Raw genomic sequence first — 19,167 nt, forward strand, 5'->3', positions numbered from 1 at the left:
CGGCTGTTGTCTTTATGCCAGTATCACCGATTTAAAGGAGCGGAGGATTAGGAACTTCTGCAGCCTTGGGTTGCTCTATTGCGGATTCATACTGCAGGTGATCTTCTGGCTTCAAGGTTGGATTCCGCTCTTCTATCTCATATCGGTGACGCTCGGCGGAGCTGTCCTGGCCTATCTGTCCTACATTTTTAACTTCTTCGCCCCTGGGGATGCGAAGTTGTTCTGGGCTGTTTGTGTCGCTTTGCCTCCTCTCCTTTTCAAATCGCCGAAGGGCTATATGTTTGCCCCTATCGTGTTGCTACTGGTTATCGGGGTTTATCAGGCGATCATCTTCTGGGCGCACTCCAAAGGGGTTGAAATTCTCGTCCTCCTCTTGGGAACCCTGGCATATCTTGTCACCTTTTTTCATCCTAATCGGCATCTATGTGGGTATCTATGCGCTCATGAGGTCTCTGATCTTCTCCTTGACGAATTCAGCACTCGTGGAAGGGGTGGGAATAAGGGATATGAAGGCAGAGATTACTGTCAACCGTGAAAGCCATCCCGGAGGGGATACATCTCCCCTCCGGATCGATAAAAGGAGGGATCGATATGGCACGGGGGAGATCATCTCCCATCTCTCTGATCCTGATAGGGGGATTGTTGTTATTGCTCGGTGTGACCATCTTGATATCGGCACAGCCTCCTGAACCGAGGATCGTTTTCGAGGGTATCAATTGGAAGAGGGATTGGAAGAGGGGGAAGTTCTGGAATATCTACACTATGGATCTCAGGGGGAAGAGATCAAACAATTGACCAACAACCCATGGCATGATGGCTACCCGGATTGGTCACCCGATGGGAGGGAAATAGCTTTCTGCTCAGGTTGGGATCTCGCCATCATGAACTGGGACGGGAGCAACTGCCGAAGGTTAAACACGGGAACCTCTCTCCCCCAAGATCCAGATTGGTCTCCTGATGGGAAGAAGTTAGCCTTCGCGGCGGAGGTGGGAGGATTGCCCGACATCTTCGTGTTGGATTTGGAGAGGGGAGATTTGCGAAATCTCACAAACCTGAAAGCTAGAGATGCCTCCCCATCCTGGTCACCGGATGGCAGATGGATAGCATTTGCATCGGACAGAGATCCGCGGTTCTGGGACGTAGGAGGAGGTATGGCACCTGACATCTATGTTATGGATGCACAGGGAGGTAACATCAAAAACCTCACCAGGACGGCAGGGGTATGTGAGAGTGAACCGGCTTGGTCTCCCGACGGAACGCAGATCGCTTACGCCGTTCAAGATACGGCAAAGTCCTTAATAGTGGATCTGTATGTTATGGATATAGATAATCGTAAAAGGCGGCGATTAACCGATTTTAAGGGTAAGTATCCGGGTGATTTCTATCAGGTTTTCTCCCTCTCCTGGGCTGACAGGGAGCATATCATCTTTTCCGTATGTCACTATGACGGAGAAGATATTTATTTGATAAATAGAGAGGGGGGAGAGCTTCGCCTGATTTACCATAAGAGGGGAATGAGGGCTTCTCATCCGGATCTTTTCGGTAACGTCTTGGGCGTGAATTCTTTGAGGTTAAAGAAAACCCTTTGGGGGGTTATAAAGAGGAGGATGAGATGATTTAGGATGATCAGCCGTATTCGGGGGCTTTCGAGCAAAGCGCGTCTGAGGGAATTCATCTTGAGCGAGTCTGGGGACCAGGGCCCAGAAGGCAGCTCAGGTTGGTGCTATCCTTGCCACCTCCGCTCTGGCCGCACTGCTGATGAAGGTAGGAGCTGAGCAGACGAATTGTGATCCTGACTGATCCCGACACGTGAAAATTCGAGGGCGGGGGTAAAGCCCCCACCTGCATTTGGAAATTGGAGGAGGTGAGGGGATTATGAAACCTAAATGGAAACTCTTAATGGAGAGTTTCCTTCTGATGATTAATATCGGATCGACTCTTCAGGCACAACCGAAGAAAGCTCAGATTCTCTTCGATTCTATCCGACCTTGGGGAAATCCGGCGATTTACATTATGGATATAGATGGGAGAAACCAACGTATGCTGTTCCCTCCAACAAGTCAAAATCCCATGTGGTCACCCGACGGCAGAAGAATAGTGTTCGAGGCCTATTGGTCAGGTGGCTCGGATATATACGTGGCAGACTACACAGGGGAAAACATACGCAGACTAACGGATGCCGTCCAAGAACACACTGTAAACTCCTCCCCAGCATGGTCTCCCGATGGTAGTAAGATCGCCTTTGTGCGGACTTCCCTGAGACAGTTTCCAAGGAATCCTGAAATCTATGTGATAGATGCCGATGGTAAGAATGCAAGGAATCTAACGAATCACCCGGCGAATGATAGATACCCAACATGGTCTGCTGATGGTTCAAGGATCGCCTTCACGACCGATAGAGATGGGAATTCTGAGATATATGTGATGGACATAAATGGAGGGAATCTCAAAAATTTAACTAATCACCCCGCGAACGATACTCTTCCCGCTTGGTCGCCAGATGGTGGAAAGATCGCCTTCTCATCTGATCGGGATGGAAATTATGAGATCTACCTGATGGATGCTGATGGGGGAAACGTTCAGAGGCTGACCGATCACCCGGCGGATGACATTTGTCCTACTTGGTTGCCTGACGGCAATAGGATCGTTTTCATGACCGACCGGGATGGGAATTTTGAGATATATGTGATGGACATAAACGGGGAGAATCTTAGAAATTTAACCAACAATCCTGGGTTTGATGGTCATCCATCTTGGTTTGATCCTTCCTCCGCGTTTTCTATTTTCTCTTTTGACATGCGGATAATCACATGGGGTTGGCTTAAGTAGCTCAGCAAATAAGATGACATGTTCGGAGGGGTTGTGGATGTGAAGGCTGTAAGATTGAAAAAAGCGCTTTGGGGGGGTTATGAAGAGTTCTCCATGATGCTATGCCACACCGATCTTTCCTTCTCTTAATCCTCGCAGGAGGATCTTTATTGCTGTTCACGACTGCGCTTTCCATCCTCGCGCAGCCGTCCAGGCCTACCGTAGCTTTCCACGCTCTCAGGGTGCAAAAGGAGTGCATGAACATCTATACGATGGAACTTAATGGGAACGATATCAGATAGCTGACGAACAATCCCCGGTGACATGATGCCTATCCTGATTGGTCACCCGATGGGAAGAAGATAGCCTTTGCGGCGGAGGTGAGAGGATTGCCCGACATCTTCGTGTTGGATTTGGAGAGGGGAGATTTGCGAAATCTCACAAACCTGAAAGCTAGAGATGCTTCCCCATGGCAGATGTTATCAAACGAGGAGAATAAGGGAGAGCGTTCATATTATCGCAGAGTGTGGTAGCGAAAGGAACTATACTCCCCGATCTAGCAGAACAGCGAGGATAAGGCTTATAAACGAGCTCACGTACATCAGCCTTACAGCATCCTTTACCTTCCGCTTAAAGGATCGATCTCATCACCGATGTACGGTTTCACAACAAGTTCGCCGAAATAGCTGTTCGGGCCTCCCAGCCTCACCTTAAGTGCGCCGGCAAACGCAGCTTCGGGTATCCCGCTGTTAGGGCTTTCATGTTTTCTCCCATCTCTGAGGACGATCTTCAGGCAAGTCAGGGGATTAACGCCGATGAAAAGGGATGAGATCGAGATTATCAGGGCGCTGAGCCTCGCGGGGATGAAGTTGGCCACATCATCAAGCCTCGCCGACGCCCAGCCGAAGCGCATGTATCTTTCGTTTTTATATCCCACCATCGAGTCCAACGTGCTTACGGCCTTGAACGCCATCGCTAACGGCGCCCCGCCCAAGGAGGCGTAAAACATCGGTGATATTATCCCATCCACGGTGTTCTCCGATATCGTCTCGATGCATGCCCTCAGAATCCCTCTCTCATCGAGCTCCTCCGTATCCCTGCTCACCAGATATGAGAGCTCCCTCCTCGCCCTTTCGATATCCTCCTTCTCGATCGCCTTTACGACTTTCATCGGCTCCCTCCCGAGGCTTTTCGTGCATAGGGCTGTGAAAAACAGAAAGACCTCGGCCGGAGACCCGAACCGATGTGATAGAAAATAGGAGATGAGATAGGAGGTCGAGACCACGATAAGCGTTAGGAGTATCCCCGCGAATCTCTCCCAAGGCATCCTCCTTAGGATCCTCTCGAGGAGCTTTATCTCGCCCCCGATGAGTTTCACGGGATATGGGAACCAGCGGGGATCGCCTATGATGAGGTCGAGGATATAAGCGAGGGGGAGTTCGAGATCTCTCATATCAACCCTAAAAGCTTATAGATGAAATCGACATCCAGATTCTCCCTGATCACTTCGGCGAGTCTGTCATATTCCCCTTGCCTATCAAGTCGGGTGTTTACATCCTGCGAGGCAAGCTCCAGTAAGCCTTTTCTACGTCTGATGAGGTTTAAAAGCCTTCTTCTGAAACGACCGTTTTCGAAGATCCCATGAAGATAGGTGCCCAGAACGAGCCCATCGTGGGATATTACCCCATCCCATACTCTTTCACCTGACAATCTTGAAAGTTCAAAGAGGTAATTCTTTGCCTTCGTTTCTCCCATGTGAATCTCATATCCCTCCAGTAGCTCGCCCTCATCCAGATAGGGTATCTCCCTTAAGGCCTTGGCCTTCACCTGATAGCTCGCCTTTTCCTTCGTAAAGATCGTCACGATGTCTAAAAGTCCAAGCCCTTCCTCGATTTTGCGTTCCGATTCGACTCCATGTGGATCCTCCACCTTTCTGCCGAGCATCTGAAATCCCCCGCAGATTCCGATTATCATCTTTCCCCTTCTCCTTTCCCTGAGTATCCCTTCGAAAAGCCCGCTCTCTTTGAGAAACAGGAGGTCGTAAACCGTATTCTTCGTCCCTGGGATTATGATTATGTCGGCGTCTTCGAGCTCATCGGGTGATGTGACGTATCTGAGGGAGACGTCACTTTCGGAGGCTAGGGGATCGAAATCGGTGAAGTTGGATATCCTTGGGAGCCTCAGGACGGCTATCCTTATATCCGCCTTCCCTCTTGAGGGTCTAAATCCGTCAAGCGAGACGGAGTCCTCCTCCCATATCCTGAGCCCTCTGATGTAAGGTATCACCCCGATCACCGGTTTTCCTGTTTTCTCCTCGAGGAAATCAACTCCCGGCTTTAAAAGGGATATATCCCCCCTGAACTTGTTTATGATCAATCCTTTTATGAGTTCTCTCTCTTCCTGAGTGAGCAGTTCAATGGTTCCGACTATCCACGCCAGCACCCCGCCTCTATCAATATCACCGACCAGGAGAACGGGCGCTTCGGCATATCTGGCCATTTTCATGTTCACGATGTCGTTCTCCCTGAGATTTACCTCGGCGGGGCTCCCTGCGCCTTCGATCACGATGATGTCGAACTCATCCTTTAACCTTTCAAAGGAGCGACGGACGGCCTCCCAGAGTTCCGCCTTTATGTTGTAATATCTCTTTGCGCTGAGGTTCATGTAGGGTTTTCCGTGGAGCACAACCTGACATCCGGCATCGCCCATCGGTTTGAGCAGGATAGGGTTCATGTCGAATGAGGGCTCTATCCCACAGGCCTCTGCCTGGACGGCCTGAGCTATGCTGATCTCTCTCCCTTCGGGCGTCGCGTATGAGTTTAAGGACATGTTCTGTGCTTTGAAGGGGACGACCCTGAAGCCGTCCTGATAGAATATCCTGCATAATGCCGTAACTATAAGGCTTTTGCCGACATGCGATCCGGTCCCCTGTATCATAATGCTTTTCGCCCTCATAGGAGCACCTCTTTCAAAGCGGATAAGAGTTTTTTGTTCTCATCCCTTCTCCTCACCGCCACTCTGACGAATCTCTCATCAAGCCCCTTAAAGTTCGAACAATCCCTGATGAATATCCCTCGCCTCAGCAGCTCTATCTGAAGTCGATGGGATCTAAGCGCATCACATCGTATCAACAGGAAGTTTGCATGGGACCGGAAGGGGATAAGCCCCCTTATGCTCCGGAGAGCCGAAAGGAGAAATTCCCTTTCGGCAAGGATGAACTCCTTGCTCTCTTTAACGAACCGTCCTAGATTGAGCAGCGCTTCTCCCGCTATCTGGGCCAATCTGTTGACCGACCACGGCTCTATATAGCCCTTCAGGACGGAGATCACCCTCTCATTCGAGACCGCATAGCCGAGCCTGAGCCCCGGTATCGAGAAAAGCTTCGTGAAGGACCTTAAAATCACTAGGTTTCCGAGCTTTGGCACCTCTTTAAGGAGAGAGATCGGCCTGTCGGAGAAGTCCGAGAAAGCCTCGTCCACGACGAAAATCACATTTGGGAATTTCCTCATGAGATCAAGCAGTAGCTCTTTGTCCCAGATATGTCCTGTCGGATTGTTTGGGTTGCATATGAAAGCGATATTCGAGGACCTCAGATTTTCGATGAGCTTCTTCATAGGAATCGAGAAGTTCTCCTCGTGATTTAAGATAAGATCGGTCACACACCCCCCGTATAGGCTCGTCGCCATCTCATATTCTGAGAAGGTCGGTTGAACGATGAGCGTCCTTTGAGGTTTCAAAGCGGCGCATGCGGCGTGTATGAGCTGGTTTGAGCCGTTCGATATGAGAGCACATCCCCGCGGGATGTCGAGCTTCCTGCAGAGTTTGAAAGAGAGGGTCTCAGAGTGTGGTTCCGGGTATCTCCCTATCTTATGTATATGTTCTTTCAACATCTGAAGCAGCTTTTCAGGAGGACCAAGCGGATTGAGGTTCACGCTGAAATCGATCAGATTTTCAGGCGACACCCCCAGCTTCTCGATCTTCTCCAGTTCGCCTCCATGTTCGAAGAACCCTTCTAAACTCAAACCCTTCTCACCTTTCCAGGACGTATTGTCGGAGGGGAATAAAAAAACCCCCGGCTTTCAGGGAAAACCGGGGATCGAAAATCTATCCCACAGCTTCCCCTCGAAAACTGTGAGACTCCTCGGTGCAGGCAGGTCTCCCGGCTTACGGCAACAACCTCCCCTCGCCTTCCCAGAGGACTTAATGGACCCTCCAGTGGCTTTTGTGAGGAGAGGTTAACGCCGATCACGGTGGCGGGGCCGCGGCGGAATCTCACCGCACTTCCCTATTCTCCGGGTTATCCCCGGCACCTGCACCTGTGTCATATCTCGTTTCTCGTGAAGCATGAGGATTATACACAGGCCTCCCGGCCAGGTCAATAAACATTCCGGTTTAAAGGGCGGAGGATTAGAAATTCCTGCAGTCTTGAGTCGTTCCATTGCGAAACCTTGATTTTCCAAACCTTTTATGTTAACTTTTAAGGCCGATATCAAACTGTGAAAGGTTGGTGAGAGGATGGCTAGGGTTTGTTACGTCTGCGGCAAGAGACCTAGAACGGGGAATAACGTCAGTCACGCTGAAAACAAGACGAGAAGAAGGTTCCTGCCGAACCTTCAGAAGGTGAAGATAATCGAGAACGGAACTGTTAAGAGGGTTCGGGTCTGTGCGAAATGCCTCAAGGCGGGAAAGGTCATGAAGGCCGTTTAAAGGCGGCGGGCGGCTTCATTCGAGCCGTCTGCCGGCTTAAAATCTTTTCCTCTTTACCTGTCTTACCCCCTTTACCTTGCTTAAGGACTCCATCACCCTCTGAAGCTGATCCACCCCTGTAACATCCACGACGAACCTGTGTACGGATGTGATCGGATCGATGATCTCCGAGTGAGCCTGTGAGATATTCACCTCCAGCTTTGATATGGCGTTGGAGAGATCTCTCAACAGCCCTTTCCTATCGTCGCTTTCAACGATCACCACGGCCGGGTATGTCACCCCTTCCTTCGGCGCCCACCTCACCGGTATCAATCTCTCCATCTCCCCTCCTATCCTGGGACATCCGACGACGTGTATCGAGAGCCCCCGTCCGCGGGTTATATATCCGACTATCTCATCACCTGGTATCGGGTTACAGCATTTAGCCACCCTGATATAGGCCTGGTCTATTCCATCTATAGTGACCCCGCTTGTCGGAGCAGGCTTTCTCCTGCCAACTATCTCCTCCGGCTCTCTCCTCCTCCTTTCCTCCGGGATAAGGAGATTGGCGAAGTGCTGAGCCGATATCTTACCGTATCCGATATCCACCAACATATCATCGACCGATTTGCATTTCAGCTCTGCTGCCATCCTTTCAAGGTTCTCGGGGGTCAGATAATTCTTCGGCGAGAGGTGTCTCAGCTTCAGCTCGGCCTCTATTAAGCTTCTGCCCAGTTCCCTATATTGCTCCCGCTCATGTTCCCTCAGCCATCTCCTGATCTTGCTTCTAGCGCGTGAGGATCGGACGATTCTAAGCCAGTCCCTGCTCGGGGTGGCGTTCGGATCGGTTATGATCTCGACTATATCGCCTGTCTGGAGCTTATAGCGAAGGGAGACGAATCTGTTGTTGACCTTAGCCCCTGCGCAGTGATGTCCTATCTCCGTATGGACGGAATAGGCGAAATCTATCGGTGTGGCCCCTTCAGGAAGCACTTTCAGATCGCCCTTGGGTGTGAAGACGTATATCTCCTCCGGCGCCAGTTCGGTCTTTATAGAGGTGATGAACTGAGCGGGTTTATTAACATCCCTCATCTGCTCTACAAGCGAACGAAGCCAGGCGATATAATTGTCATATGGGGATTGACTTGAAACGCCCTCCTTATATTTCCAGTGGGCCGCTATGCCGTATTCGGCTATCTTGTGCATATCATAGGTGCGAATCTGTATCTCCACAGGCCTGCCCGATTCTATCACGGTGGTATGGAGGGATTGATACCTGTTCGATTTGGGCAGGGCGATATAATCCTTTATCCTGCCGGGAATAGGAGTCCATTTGGAGTGAATCACGCCCAGAGCGGAGTAACAGTCCGGAACATCCCTAACCAAAACCCTGAAGGCGATGAGATCGTAGAGGTTTTCAAAAGGTATGTTCTGTCTCCTCATTTTCTTGTATATGCTATAGAAATGCTTTGGCCTGCCCCATACCTCCGCCTCTATTCCGGCCTCCTCCAGCACCTCTTTGATCTTCCCCGCCACCTCCTGGGTGTATCTTTCTCTCTCCTCCCACTTTTCGCTAACCAGTTGAGCGATCTGACGGTATTCCTCCGGATGGAGATGTTTGAAGGCCAGATCCTCCAGATCGACCTTCATCCTGAACATCCCCAGCCTGTGGGCCAACGGCGCGTATATCTCAAGGGTTTCAAGTGCGATCTTCCTCCGTTTTTCGGGTGGCAGATACTCCAGCGTTCGCATGTTGTGTAATCTATCGGCCAGCTTTATCAATAGCACCCTTATATCCCTGGCCATGGCGATCGTCAGCTTACGGTAGTTCTCGACCTGTCTCTCCTCACCTGATCCGAAAAATTCTATCGAGCTTATCTTGGTCACGCCGCTTACCATATCGGCGATCTCCGCCCCGAACCTCTCCGCCAGCTCCCGGTGGCTCACCCCCTCATCCTCCATCACGTCATGTAAGAGGGCAGCAGCGATCGTTGGCGCATCCATGTTAAGTTCGATCAATATCTTAGCCGTCTCAATGCAATGTGTGAAATAAGGTTCCCCCGATGCTCTCTTGCGATTTCTGTGTTTCCCCTCGGCGAAATGGAAAGCTTCCTTCACTAGATCTATGCTATCTGGTGTGGAATAGGAGTTGATAGCGGATATTATCCGGTTGAGATCCTCAGCGTAATTCCTGGACGGCATCTCTCATCTCTTCCCATAGGTCGGTTATGCTGCGCCAGAGAAGATGGTTTAAGAATATCGAGGCCTCGTATTTGGCCCGTTCACAGCGAATGAAGGTCTCCGAATCGGAGAGGCTTACCTTTCCCGTCTCATTGAGCCTGATAGCTCCGGACGGATCATCCTCGATGAGGCCGAGCTCCCTGAATATCTCCACCCCTTTCAGGATGGCCTCCTCCCTCATCATCCTCAGCTCAGATCTTGCCTTTAGATCCTCAAATCTAATATCCCCATCTTCGGAAATAATTCGACGTATGGATCTGTACAGCTTCTCCAGATCCTCTCTGCCAGGATGCCGTTCGAAAACCGATCTCACAGCGTATTGGACGTCGTTCTGGTTAAATATAAGGTGGATATAGGTAGGGGAGTCGGATAGGAAGGCTGGACGGCACATCCGGGCGAAATCGGTCCTGCTGGGAATAGGATGACAGAAGACGATGTGTCTGGCCTGGACTTCCTGGGGTAGAATAACACATGAGGCGATCACATCACCTTCAATCGGTCCATCCGGCCTTTCCTTTATCACGACCAGATTTCCCTCGCCGATCCTCCGTCCCAATTCCTCCGCCAGTTTTCTCAGCTCCGATTCGCCCCTGACATAGATTATCATCCTTTCCCCCCGATCGATGAGCCTCTCAAGATATCTGAACTTGTCGGGTATATGTCTCCTATCCACCAGCTTGACCGGCGACTCCTCACCGCTTGGATAGAGGGCCAGAGAATCCCTCTGATGGATTCTGATATCTCTCATATCGAGCCTTAATCTCTTAACCCCTCCCCATTCGTTCAACCTAGGCTGAAAGGCTATATCGAGTGAGATGTTCTTATTGGAAAGGGGAATTTGAAGCTTGCCCTGGTTCCACCCTATGACCTCCCTCGTCTCACCCGCCCCATCCGTGACGTAAAATCTGAGATGATCTCCCCTCATCACGGTCGGGTTTCCCGACACCAGAACGTTTCTGACGGCAAAAAGCGGGGATGGATTCCCGAAACCGAAGGGCTCGAGAAGCTCCACTTCCTCCACCAACTCTAGATTTAACTCATGCAGCGGTGTCTCGACGTCGATCTCCACCTTAGGGGTTAGATCCTCCTCCGATAGAGCCTCCCCCACCACCTCAGCGAACCGCTTTCTAAATTCCGGTATCCTCTCCCTTTCGATCTTGATCCCGGCGGCAGCCCTGTGTCCGCCGAATCCGATCAGCAGATCGGCACATCTGGAGATACCCTCGAAGAGATCGAACTCCGGTATGCTTCTGCCGGAACCATGTCCCTCATCCTCTTCGATCGCTATCAAAATGGCAGGCCTGTAGAACTTCTCCGCGATCCTCGATGCGACTATTCCGACGACACCTCTATGCCACTCCTCCGAAGCCAAAACAATCCCTTTCACCTTCCTTAGATCCATAGCCCCAACCATATCCGTGGCCTGAGCCAATATCTGGCTTTCTATCTTCTGTCGTTCCAGGTTATCGGCGTTAAGCTTAAGGGATATCTGATATGCCCTCTCATATGAGTCCGTGGTCAGGAGCTCCACCACGCTGTGGGCTGTGTCAAGCCTACCGGAGGCGTTGAGCCTGGGACCGATGAGGAAGGAGACGTGATAGGATCTCACCTTTGAGCTCAATCCCATAGCATCGCATAGGGCCTTAATGCCGATCCTGCTCCTTTCGGAGATCCTTTCCAGCCCGAACCGGGCGAGGACCCTGTTCTCGCCCGTCAGAGGTGTTACGTCGACTATCGTCCCCAGTGCGACGAGGTCTAACAGCGATTCAGGGAATTCCTCATCTCCCAACTCCGACATCAGAGCCTGGATCAGCTTAAAGGCGACCCCGACACCGGCGAGATCTTTAAACGGATAGGAGCTATCAGGGAGCTTTGGGTTGACGATACAACAGGCGGGGGGGCTGTCTCCTTTAGGGTGATGGTGATCGGTGACTATCACGTCCATCCCGATCTCGTTGGCGTATTCGATCTCATCATGTGCTGATATGCCGCAATCGACCGTGATCAACAGGTCGCATCCCTTGTCCTTCAGCTCCGCTATAGCGTCCCTGTTCAGCCCATACCCCTCTATAAGCCTATTTGGGATGTAATATTTCGCTTCGACCCCTATCCTCCTGAAGGTCAACATAAGGGCGCTAACCGCCGTCGTTCCGTCCACGTCGTAATCGCCGTAGATCCATATGTCTTCGCCGCCGGAGATGGCTTTCCCGATTCGTTCGACAGCTCGATCCATATTCGGAAGCAGGAATGGATCGTGAAGATCACCCAAGCTTGGGTGCAGGAACCTCCTGGCGGTTTCCTCATCATCATATCCTCGCGAGACCAGCACCTGAGCGACGAGCGGAGATATCTTCAACCTATCGGCCAAGCGTAGGCTGACATCCAGGTTGACTTTCTTGATCCTCCATATTTTACCCCGCATATCCACCTCTGGGTTATCAATATGTGATTTTATCCTCCGGCAGGTAGGGGGATTTTATGAAGACGACCTTGACGGGTTTATCGGAATCGTTATGGATATCGTGTTTTTCGCCAGGCTCGATTCTAAAGGCATCTCCGGCCTCAGCCTCATAAGGGGTATCGTTCACCAACATCTTAGCCTTTCCCTCGATGAAGTAGAAGGTCTCCTCGACCTCCCTGTGTCCATGAGCACCCATCTTCTCGCCGGGCAACAACAGCAACACACCCCAATCGATCCGTGGGCCTCTGAAGAGATATTTAACCCCTGATCTCCCCCACCTGTAATCCTTTTCGTTTTCACTGACTTTTTCCATACCCTCATCCTCCAAGCCGAATCATCGGTGATAAGAACCTCCTCTTTGATCCCCAATCTCACTTACAGGCATATTTTATCACCTTTCTCCTTGACCGTCAACTCGTTGACTGAAGGGGGAGGTATATGTTAGGATATCACTAAATTCGGCTATGGGTGAGCTATGCTTTCGGGGTTTAAATCCAGGTTATCGGAGCTTCTTAGGAGTCAGAGGTTCGGCTCCGGTCTTGTTTTGCTGATTTTGATTCTCTCCTGGATGCGCAACCCGTCGCCGGTCATCGGGCTGGTGGCGTTTACGCTTTTCGTCCCATCACTTCCCACCAGGGAGTCCAGACAGGTAGGATTTCTGATAGCCGGTTCCGCCGCGTTGGTGGGGTTGATATCCTTTCTGATCCTCTATCCCGAGAGGATCGCGTGGACGGATAAAGGGTTGAGCACGTATTTCTGGGTTATACTGCTGAGCTTCTGGATGGTGCTGATCTCGTCGCTGAGCGAGGGATGGCGCAGGAGGCTGACCCTGTTGCTGATCCTCGTCATCGTGGTGGAGATAACCCTGACCCTAAGCTATAGCTTGATAGTTCCGGTTACCAGGGGCAGAGTGAACGATCCGCTGGTGGGAACGATACTGCTCTCGATGGCCGCGGCCGCTTTGGTCTCCCTCTATGCCGGCGCCTATGTCTTTCTGAGGCTGTGGGGAGGGCTATCGGGGGCCCTGTTGGGAGGGGTGTCACTCGCCATCGCGGGCATAGCTAGGCTGAGCCTCTCACCTCCGGGCATGTGGAACATCGTCCGACCGCCTTTTCTCTTTGTGGATTTCCCCTTCACGCTGTCCCTTATAGTCGGCGCCGGGCTTTTCCCCGCGATGTCCCTGCATCTGCTCCTACTCATCCCCGATCCGCGGGAGTGGATCGAGCGGAGAAAGATGATATACTATCTCATCTATCTCCCTCCTCTCTGGATAACGATTGGTCTGCTGAACCGCTTTTACCTCGGATATCCCTTTAGCTTCAAGCCGCTCGGTCTTTATATCGCCTGCGCCTATATGCTCGCGGGCCTCCTCGTGACGCTCAGGGGATATCTTATCGCAAGGCAGCGAAGGATAAGGAGGGAGATGCTCTTCATCCTGATATCCCTCCTCTCCTCCTTCCTCCTGATCAATCTGGGAGGTATATGGGGCAGGTGGATGATCGGCGAGGGGTGGGGATTCGGCTTGTTCTACGCCGCCTGGGGGATAATCCCCGTATCGCTGGGATATGCCGTCATAAAACGGCGCGCTCCCAACGTCGGCGCCGTCATGAGATGGATCTTGATAAACTCGATCCTTTTCCTGATCATGGCGCTCCTGTGGATAGGACTTTACTACGGCCTACTCAGAATGCTTTTCCCCGCCAGGGGGAAACGGGAAGCCGTCGCCTTCCTGATGGTGCTCCTCGTGGGAACGATCATGCCCATGATAAGAACGAAGGTGAGGGAGTTCGTCGACAGAACCTTCTACAAGGAGAGCTATGACTACTCCCGAACGCTCACCCAGTTCACCAGAGCCCTCACGTCGATCATAGACTACGACAAGCTGGTGGATCTGCTGGTATCGAGGGTATGCGAGACGATGCGAATCTCGCGCGGCGCCCTGTTGCTTAACTCCCCACAGGACCCGGGCACATTGAGAATCGCTTCAGTCAGAGGGGTTAGCGGGATGAGAGAGCTCACCTTCAGCTCTTCCGGGCCGCTGGCCATCGAGCTGGTCAAGAGGGGGGAGCCTGTATCGGTAGAGGAGGTCGAAAGGCTTTACAAGTGGGGTGCGATATCCCAGGAGGAGATGGAGAAGGTTATCAAGTTCGACGCCGAGTTCTTCGTGCCGATCTTCTCGAAGGGGAAGCTGATAGGTATCCTTCTGCTCGGGCCTAAGGTCTCCGGAGCGGCCTATTCGCATGAGGATTCGGTTTTGCTTTCGGCGTTGGCCGATCAGGCCGCCATCACCATAGAGAACATCAGGCTATACGCCGAAAGGGCCGAGCAGGACAGGATCAGGAGGGAGTTAGAGAACGCCAGGCGGATACAGATGGGGATATTGCCCGATGAGGACCCACAGAGCGATGTGATAGAGATCAGTAGCTTCTTTAAGCCCGCTGCTGAGGTGGGAGGGGATTACTACGACTTCGTGCGATTTTCAAAGGACAGGATCGGCATAGCCATAGGCGATGTCAGCGGACATGGGTTGGATGCCGGATTGCTCGTCAGCATGGCGAAAAGCTGCCTCTTCACCACCACCCGTCAGAGCCAGGACATCTCAGACGTGATGGAGGCGATGAACGAGATGGTCTGTCAGGTCAAGGTGAGGCTCTTCATGACCTTCGCCTTCTCCATGATAGACGCTGAGAGACATCAGCTCTCCATCTCCAGCGCGGGTCACCCCTTCCCATATCACCTCTCAGCGGCCACAGGAGAGCTAAACACGGTGGAGGAGGGGATGTATCCCCTGGGGGTCAGACGGGATATCTCCTACCCGATATACGAGTTCAGGCTGGGCCCGGGGGATCTGCTGATCTACTTTTCGGACGGGATCATCGAGGCGGTCAACGAGAGGGGGGAGCAGCTCGGGTTTGAGAGGTTTGAGGAGATCATAAAACGTTCCGCAGGCGGACACGCCAGATCCGTCAGAGATAGGATTTTATCCGAATTCGACGCCTTCAGGGGCAGCGCTCCGATAGTCGATGACGTGACACTGATCGTCGTGAGATATATCTGATCGAGGTTAAAGATGAGAGTGCTTCTCGCTCAGGCGGTTTCGCCCATAGTCAACACAAGCCCTCCTCTGGGACTGGGATATCTCGGGGCCGTCCTGGAGAGGGCCGGACATGAGGTTTTGATCCTCGACGGCGGCGCTCCTTATGCCGAGTTCACCACAGAATCGATGGCCGATGAGATAGCGGCGTGGAAGCCGGATCTCGTCGGATTGACGCTCACTGTCAGCTTCGCCACCCACACCTATAGGCTCATCTCGCAGATCAGACGGCGGATCGAGGTGCCGATCATAGTGGGAGGGGCACATGCGACCATCCTACCAGAGGAGCCACTCAGATTCGGCGCGGACATGGTACTGCGCGGCGAGGGCGAGGAGGGAATACTGGAGGTCATAGGATATCTGGAGGGCAAAAAGGGAGCGGAGGAGATACTGGGGCTGAGCTATATCGGTCCCGACGGGAAACCAGTCCATAACCCTCCGAGGCCCCTCATCAAGGATCTGGATGCCATCCCGTTCCCCGCAAAACACCTCTTCATCAAAGAGCATTACTACAGGGAGCCGGATGACTCGGCGAGGTTCGGAAACATCATCACCAGCCGCGGCTGCCCTTTTGCCTGCACATACTGCTGTAACCTCATGTATGGCAGACGATGGCGGGCCAGATCGCCGAGAAACGTCGTGGACGAGATCAAAACGCTCATGGAGGAATACGGAACCGGAAAGTTCAACTGGGTGGACGACGCCGCGACCATAAATCAGAGAAGGATGATGGAGATCTGCCAGCTTATAATCGATGAGAAACTCGATATCTCCTGGACATGCATCACCCGTCTCAACGCCATCTCGGAGGATCTGTTGAGGATGATGAAACGGGCGGGATGCGTGGGCATAACATATGGGATCGAAAGCGGCAATCCCGAAACGCTCAAGCGGATCAGAAAGGGGATAACGGTCGAACAGGCCGAAAGGGCGGTTAAACTCACGCACCAGATCGGGATAGAGTGCTCGGTCAATTTCATGTACGGCTTCCCCTGGGAGATGCCCAAGGACATTAGGATGACGACGGAGTTCATAAAGAAGATCAGCCCGTACGTCACCTATATCCAGCCGGGTGGGATCCTGACGCCTCTTCCGGCGACGCAGATCTACGAGGAGTTCAAGGACAGATATGGGTTTGAGGGATGGTGGCTTAAAGAGCGCGATGAGAAGAGCATCCGGACCGAGACGGATGAACCTCTCTTCCAGAGGATCTTCTTCGACTACTATCCCCTCGAACAGAACTGGTTTAACTATCCGCCCGAGGTGGTCAGGGAGATAGAGCGGGCCGCCACTGTCGTCGGAAGGCACAATCTACTGTATCACGCCGGAAAATTAACCTCCAACCGTCTGCTCAAAAGGGCGATCCGTGAGATGATCTATCTGCTCGTGCTTTTTTCCAGGCTTCTATACAGATTCAGCCCTGAGCTCAGCAGGAGGTTCTCGAAGCCCATGATAAGGTTCGCGGAGAGGTATCATGGTAAGTAGGGATGAGATACTGTCCGGCCTCAGGGCGGTCGGCGTTGAGAGGGGGATGGGCGTGATGGTTCATAGCTCCCTCAGCTCCTTCGGATGGGTTGAGGGAGGAGCGGAGACGGTCATCGAGGCGCTGATGGAGGCCGTCGGCGAGGAGGGAACGATATTGATGCCCTCCTTCAACCACGGCGCCCCTTTCGGGCCCAACGGCCCCGGATACTACGACCCGCTCGAAACTCCGACTACAAACGGCAGGATCCCCGACACGTTCTGGAGGATGCCTTACGTTTATAGAAGTTTGAACCCAACCCACCCCTACGCCGCCTGGGGAAGGGATGCCCTGAGATACACCGAGGGACACCATCTTACGCTGACGATGGGAGAGGATTCGCCCTTAGGGCTTCTGGCGCGGGATGGAGGATATCAGATCAACCTGGGCACGACACACAGAACCACCACGGCCAAGCATGTGGCCGAGACGATGAGAAGGGTTCCGTGTCTGGGGCTGAGGACGGAGCGATATCCCGTCAGGCTACCCGATGGCAGACTGGTCATGCACAGAACCTGGGGATGGCGCTCCAGAGCCTGTCCGCTCACCGACTCCGGGGAGCTCATCGAGAGGGAGATGGAACGGAGGGGTTTACAGAGGAGGATAAAGATAGGTAACTCAACCGTGACCTTCTTCAAGCTATACGATCTATTGGAGGTCGTCTGGGACCTCCTCGAAAACGGATATGGGGAATACCCACCCTGTGGAAAATGCCCGATTCGGCCGAGAATAAGTCCCGTGACAGTCGAGTCGGATTGGAAGGATTGAGGTTTTAGCGATGAAAAGGCGGGGATATCCGCCGTGCCATCATCACACGCCGATATAATAAGTACGTCTACGATCCTGATGACGCTCCAGAACTCTATGACCTGGAAGATGATCCTCTGGAAATACACAATCTGGCGGTTGATGTCAGATATCGGGTGGTGATTCAACGACTACATGAGATCAGAAGGTCCTGGGCTGAAAGCCATGGCGATTGGGTGGAATTCAGCCGTGAAAAAGCTTGAGCAGCGTTGTGAAGATAGCCGTGAAAACGCCCGTGAAGATGGTGAACCACATCGGTATCCACCACATCAGAGTCCTAAACCGATCGTTCATCGCCTCAAACCTGGCGTTCATCTCTCCTTGCAGAGCTTCAAATCTGGCGTTCATCTCCTCTCTGAGAGCGCTGATCTCCCTTTGTACGGCGATAAAACGCTCGTTCATCGCCTCAAACCTTTTATCCATCGTCTGTCCCATTATATCTATTGCCCTCAAAACCACCTGTGACTCTCCCGATGTCTGAGCGCCTATCGTCTCAAAGCTGCTTATGAACATTTCCATCAGATCCACGACTTCTCTGAGCTCAGGTTGCATCTCCTTCGATTTCAGCTCTTCTATTTTCTCCCTCACTTGCTCCATAGTCAAAACCGCCATACCTTGATCCCTCACCTCAGCTTCTGAAATTCAAGCTGATTTTAACATATCGCCCATTTTGTGTAAAGCCCATTGTGAAGGTGATCGGCCTTATGATAAAATTTACTGAGCTCGGAGGATGATATGGATTAGGTAAGGAGGATGATCGATTATGCTCGCGGTGCGCATCGGTTTCATCTGCTGGCTCGTCGTTGCGTTTCCCCTGAGCTGGAGCTCAGGAGAAACGGTTCAGCGATCCCACGGATGATGCGAATGGGGTTCACGCAGTTCAATGAAATGCCGAGCGAGGATTGGGCTTTAGTCGATGTTCCTGATACGGAACTGTTACGGCCACCCGCGGACGGTGAACGGGAGACGCGAGATCTACCAGCCATGGGGCGAGCGTTTCCCCTTGGAGACGCTGGTGACGTGGATGGATGAGGTTCAGAAGATAAGCGGCAGGACGAAATACCTGATGGCGAATGAGATCGGTCACCCGAACAGGGTTGGAGATAACATTCGAGATGATTTCGGTTTGGGAGGGGTTTTCTCATTTCCCTCCAAGGAAGCCATGCGCAATTTCATGCTCGCCATGATAGACTACGGGTATAAGGGGTTAAACCTGTTCGCCATGGACCCGTCTCACCCGGCCAGAAGACAGGAGGTAAGATGGATGGCCGAGCTGCGAGGGGAGATCGTGAAGCGGATCGTCCAGACGAAGCGGTTTCGGCGTGAACCGCCCATGAGGAATTAGAAGGAGGGATACTGGTTGACTGAAAAAGTCTGAGATTGGTATTGCCATGAGGCAGAAATCATGGTATAACCTCCCAAAAACAAACCAAACTAAAAGAGAAGGAGGTTACACCATGAGAATCAAATTCACGCTATCGTTCATGTATAATGTTACCGAAATCGGATGTAGGCTCAAAAGATAATGTTACCGAAAGGGAGAGGAGA

At 52.2% G+C, this 19,167-nt stretch carries 14 protein-coding genes, 2 pseudogenes and 1 riboswitch; of the genes and pseudogenes, 9 read left to right on the forward strand and 7 right to left on the reverse strand.

From position 1 onward, the window contains the following. From J7M22_11050 to J7M22_11065, 4 genes and pseudogenes are all read left to right on the forward strand, one after another. The coding region (locus J7M22_11050) for a prepilin peptidase (protein ID MCD6507146.1) at positions 1–535 on the forward strand (535 nt) is incomplete at its 5' end. Positions 536–716: 181 nt separating this feature from the next. Then, positions 717–1,616, forward strand: a complete 900-nt coding sequence (locus J7M22_11055; GenBank protein ID MCD6507147.1) for a PD40 domain-containing protein — start codon at positions 717–719, stop codon at positions 1,614–1,616. Between the two features lie 259 nt (positions 1,617–1,875). Then, positions 1,876–2,829, forward strand: coding sequence for a PD40 domain-containing protein (locus J7M22_11060; protein ID MCD6507148.1), 954 nt, complete (start codon positions 1,876–1,878; stop codon positions 2,827–2,829). 308 nt (positions 2,830–3,137) lie between these two features. Then, positions 3,138–3,341: pseudogene (locus J7M22_11065) on the forward strand (PD40 domain-containing protein). Positions 3,342–3,350: 9 nt separating this feature from the next. On the opposite strand, the pseudogene cobD reads toward J7M22_11065, so the two are convergent. From cobD to J7M22_11080, 3 genes and pseudogenes are all read right to left on the reverse strand, one after another. Further along, positions 3,351–4,261 (reverse strand): annotated as a pseudogene (gene cobD, locus J7M22_11070) (cobalamin biosynthesis protein CobD). Then, the gene (locus J7M22_11075) at positions 4,258–5,763 is read right to left on the reverse strand and encodes a cobyric acid synthase (protein ID MCD6507149.1); all 1,506 of its coding nucleotides are present in this window, start codon (positions 5,761–5,763) and stop codon (positions 4,258–4,260) included. The pseudogene cobD and the gene J7M22_11075 overlap by 4 nt, the downstream one beginning before the upstream one ends. Beyond that, entirely contained in the window at positions 5,760–6,830 is a 1,071-nt protein-coding gene (locus J7M22_11080) for a threonine-phosphate decarboxylase (GenBank protein ID MCD6507150.1), read from the reverse strand. Before J7M22_11080 ends, J7M22_11075 begins: the two co-directional genes overlap by 4 nt. 109 nt (positions 6,831–6,939) lie before the next feature. After that, a riboswitch (cobalamin riboswitch) is annotated at positions 6,940–7,137 on the reverse strand. 186 nt (positions 7,138–7,323) lie between these two features. Between J7M22_11080 and J7M22_11085 the strand changes: the two genes are divergently transcribed. Next, the gene (locus J7M22_11085) at positions 7,324–7,515 is read left to right on the forward strand and encodes a 50S ribosomal protein L28 (protein ID MCD6507151.1); all 192 of its coding nucleotides are present in this window, start codon (positions 7,324–7,326) and stop codon (positions 7,513–7,515) included. Positions 7,516–7,551: 36 nt separating this feature from the next. Here the strand turns inward: J7M22_11085 and J7M22_11090 are convergent, their stop codons facing one another. The 3 genes from J7M22_11090 to J7M22_11100 are packed head-to-tail and all read right to left on the reverse strand — an operon-like array spanning position 7,552 to position 12,509. Next, entirely contained in the window at positions 7,552–9,696 is a 2,145-nt protein-coding gene (locus tag J7M22_11090; protein ID MCD6507152.1) for a bifunctional (p)ppGpp synthetase/guanosine-3',5'-bis(diphosphate) 3'-pyrophosphohydrolase, read from the reverse strand. Continuing rightward, on the reverse strand, positions 9,674–12,157 hold the full coding sequence (recJ, locus tag J7M22_11095; protein ID MCD6507153.1) for a single-stranded-DNA-specific exonuclease RecJ: 2,484 nt from the start codon (positions 12,155–12,157) through the stop codon (positions 9,674–9,676). The genes J7M22_11090 and recJ overlap by 23 nt, the downstream gene beginning before the upstream one ends. A gap of 16 nt (positions 12,158–12,173) precedes the next feature. Further along, positions 12,174–12,509, reverse strand: coding sequence for a cupin domain-containing protein (locus J7M22_11100; GenBank protein MCD6507154.1), 336 nt, complete (start codon positions 12,507–12,509; stop codon positions 12,174–12,176). A gap of 162 nt (positions 12,510–12,671) precedes the next feature. Here J7M22_11100 and J7M22_11105 point away from each other — a divergent pair, with 162 nt between their 5' ends. The 3 genes from J7M22_11105 to J7M22_11115 are packed head-to-tail and all read left to right on the forward strand — an operon-like array spanning position 12,672 to position 17,580. Next, positions 12,672–15,254, forward strand: coding sequence for a SpoIIE family protein phosphatase (locus J7M22_11105; protein MCD6507155.1), 2,583 nt, complete (start codon positions 12,672–12,674; stop codon positions 15,252–15,254). Between the two features lie 12 nt (positions 15,255–15,266). After that, the gene (locus J7M22_11110; protein MCD6507156.1) at positions 15,267–16,775 is read left to right on the forward strand and encodes a radical SAM protein; all 1,509 of its coding nucleotides are present in this window, start codon (positions 15,267–15,269) and stop codon (positions 16,773–16,775) included. Continuing rightward, positions 16,765–17,580 carry an AAC(3) family N-acetyltransferase gene (locus J7M22_11115; GenBank protein ID MCD6507157.1) on the forward strand — a complete coding sequence of 272 codons (816 nt, stop codon included), beginning with the start codon at positions 16,765–16,767 and terminating at the stop codon, positions 17,578–17,580. Before J7M22_11110 ends, J7M22_11115 begins: the two co-directional genes overlap by 11 nt. Positions 17,581–17,802: 222 nt before the next feature. Here the strand turns inward: J7M22_11115 and J7M22_11120 are convergent, their stop codons facing one another. Next, on the reverse strand, positions 17,803–18,231 hold the full coding sequence (locus J7M22_11120) for a hypothetical protein (GenBank protein ID MCD6507158.1): 429 nt from the start codon (positions 18,229–18,231) through the stop codon (positions 17,803–17,805). A 304-nt stretch (positions 18,232–18,535) separates the two neighbouring features. Between J7M22_11120 and J7M22_11125 the strand changes: the two genes are divergently transcribed. Continuing rightward, positions 18,536–18,964, forward strand: a complete 429-nt coding sequence (locus tag J7M22_11125) for a hypothetical protein (GenBank protein ID MCD6507159.1) — start codon at positions 18,536–18,538, stop codon at positions 18,962–18,964. The last annotated feature ends 203 nt before the right edge of the window (positions 18,965–19,167 follow it).

This window comes from Candidatus Poribacteria bacterium (assembly GCA_021162805.1).
GTDB lineage: Bacteria > Poribacteria > WGA-4E > B28-G17 > B28-G17 > JAGGXZ01.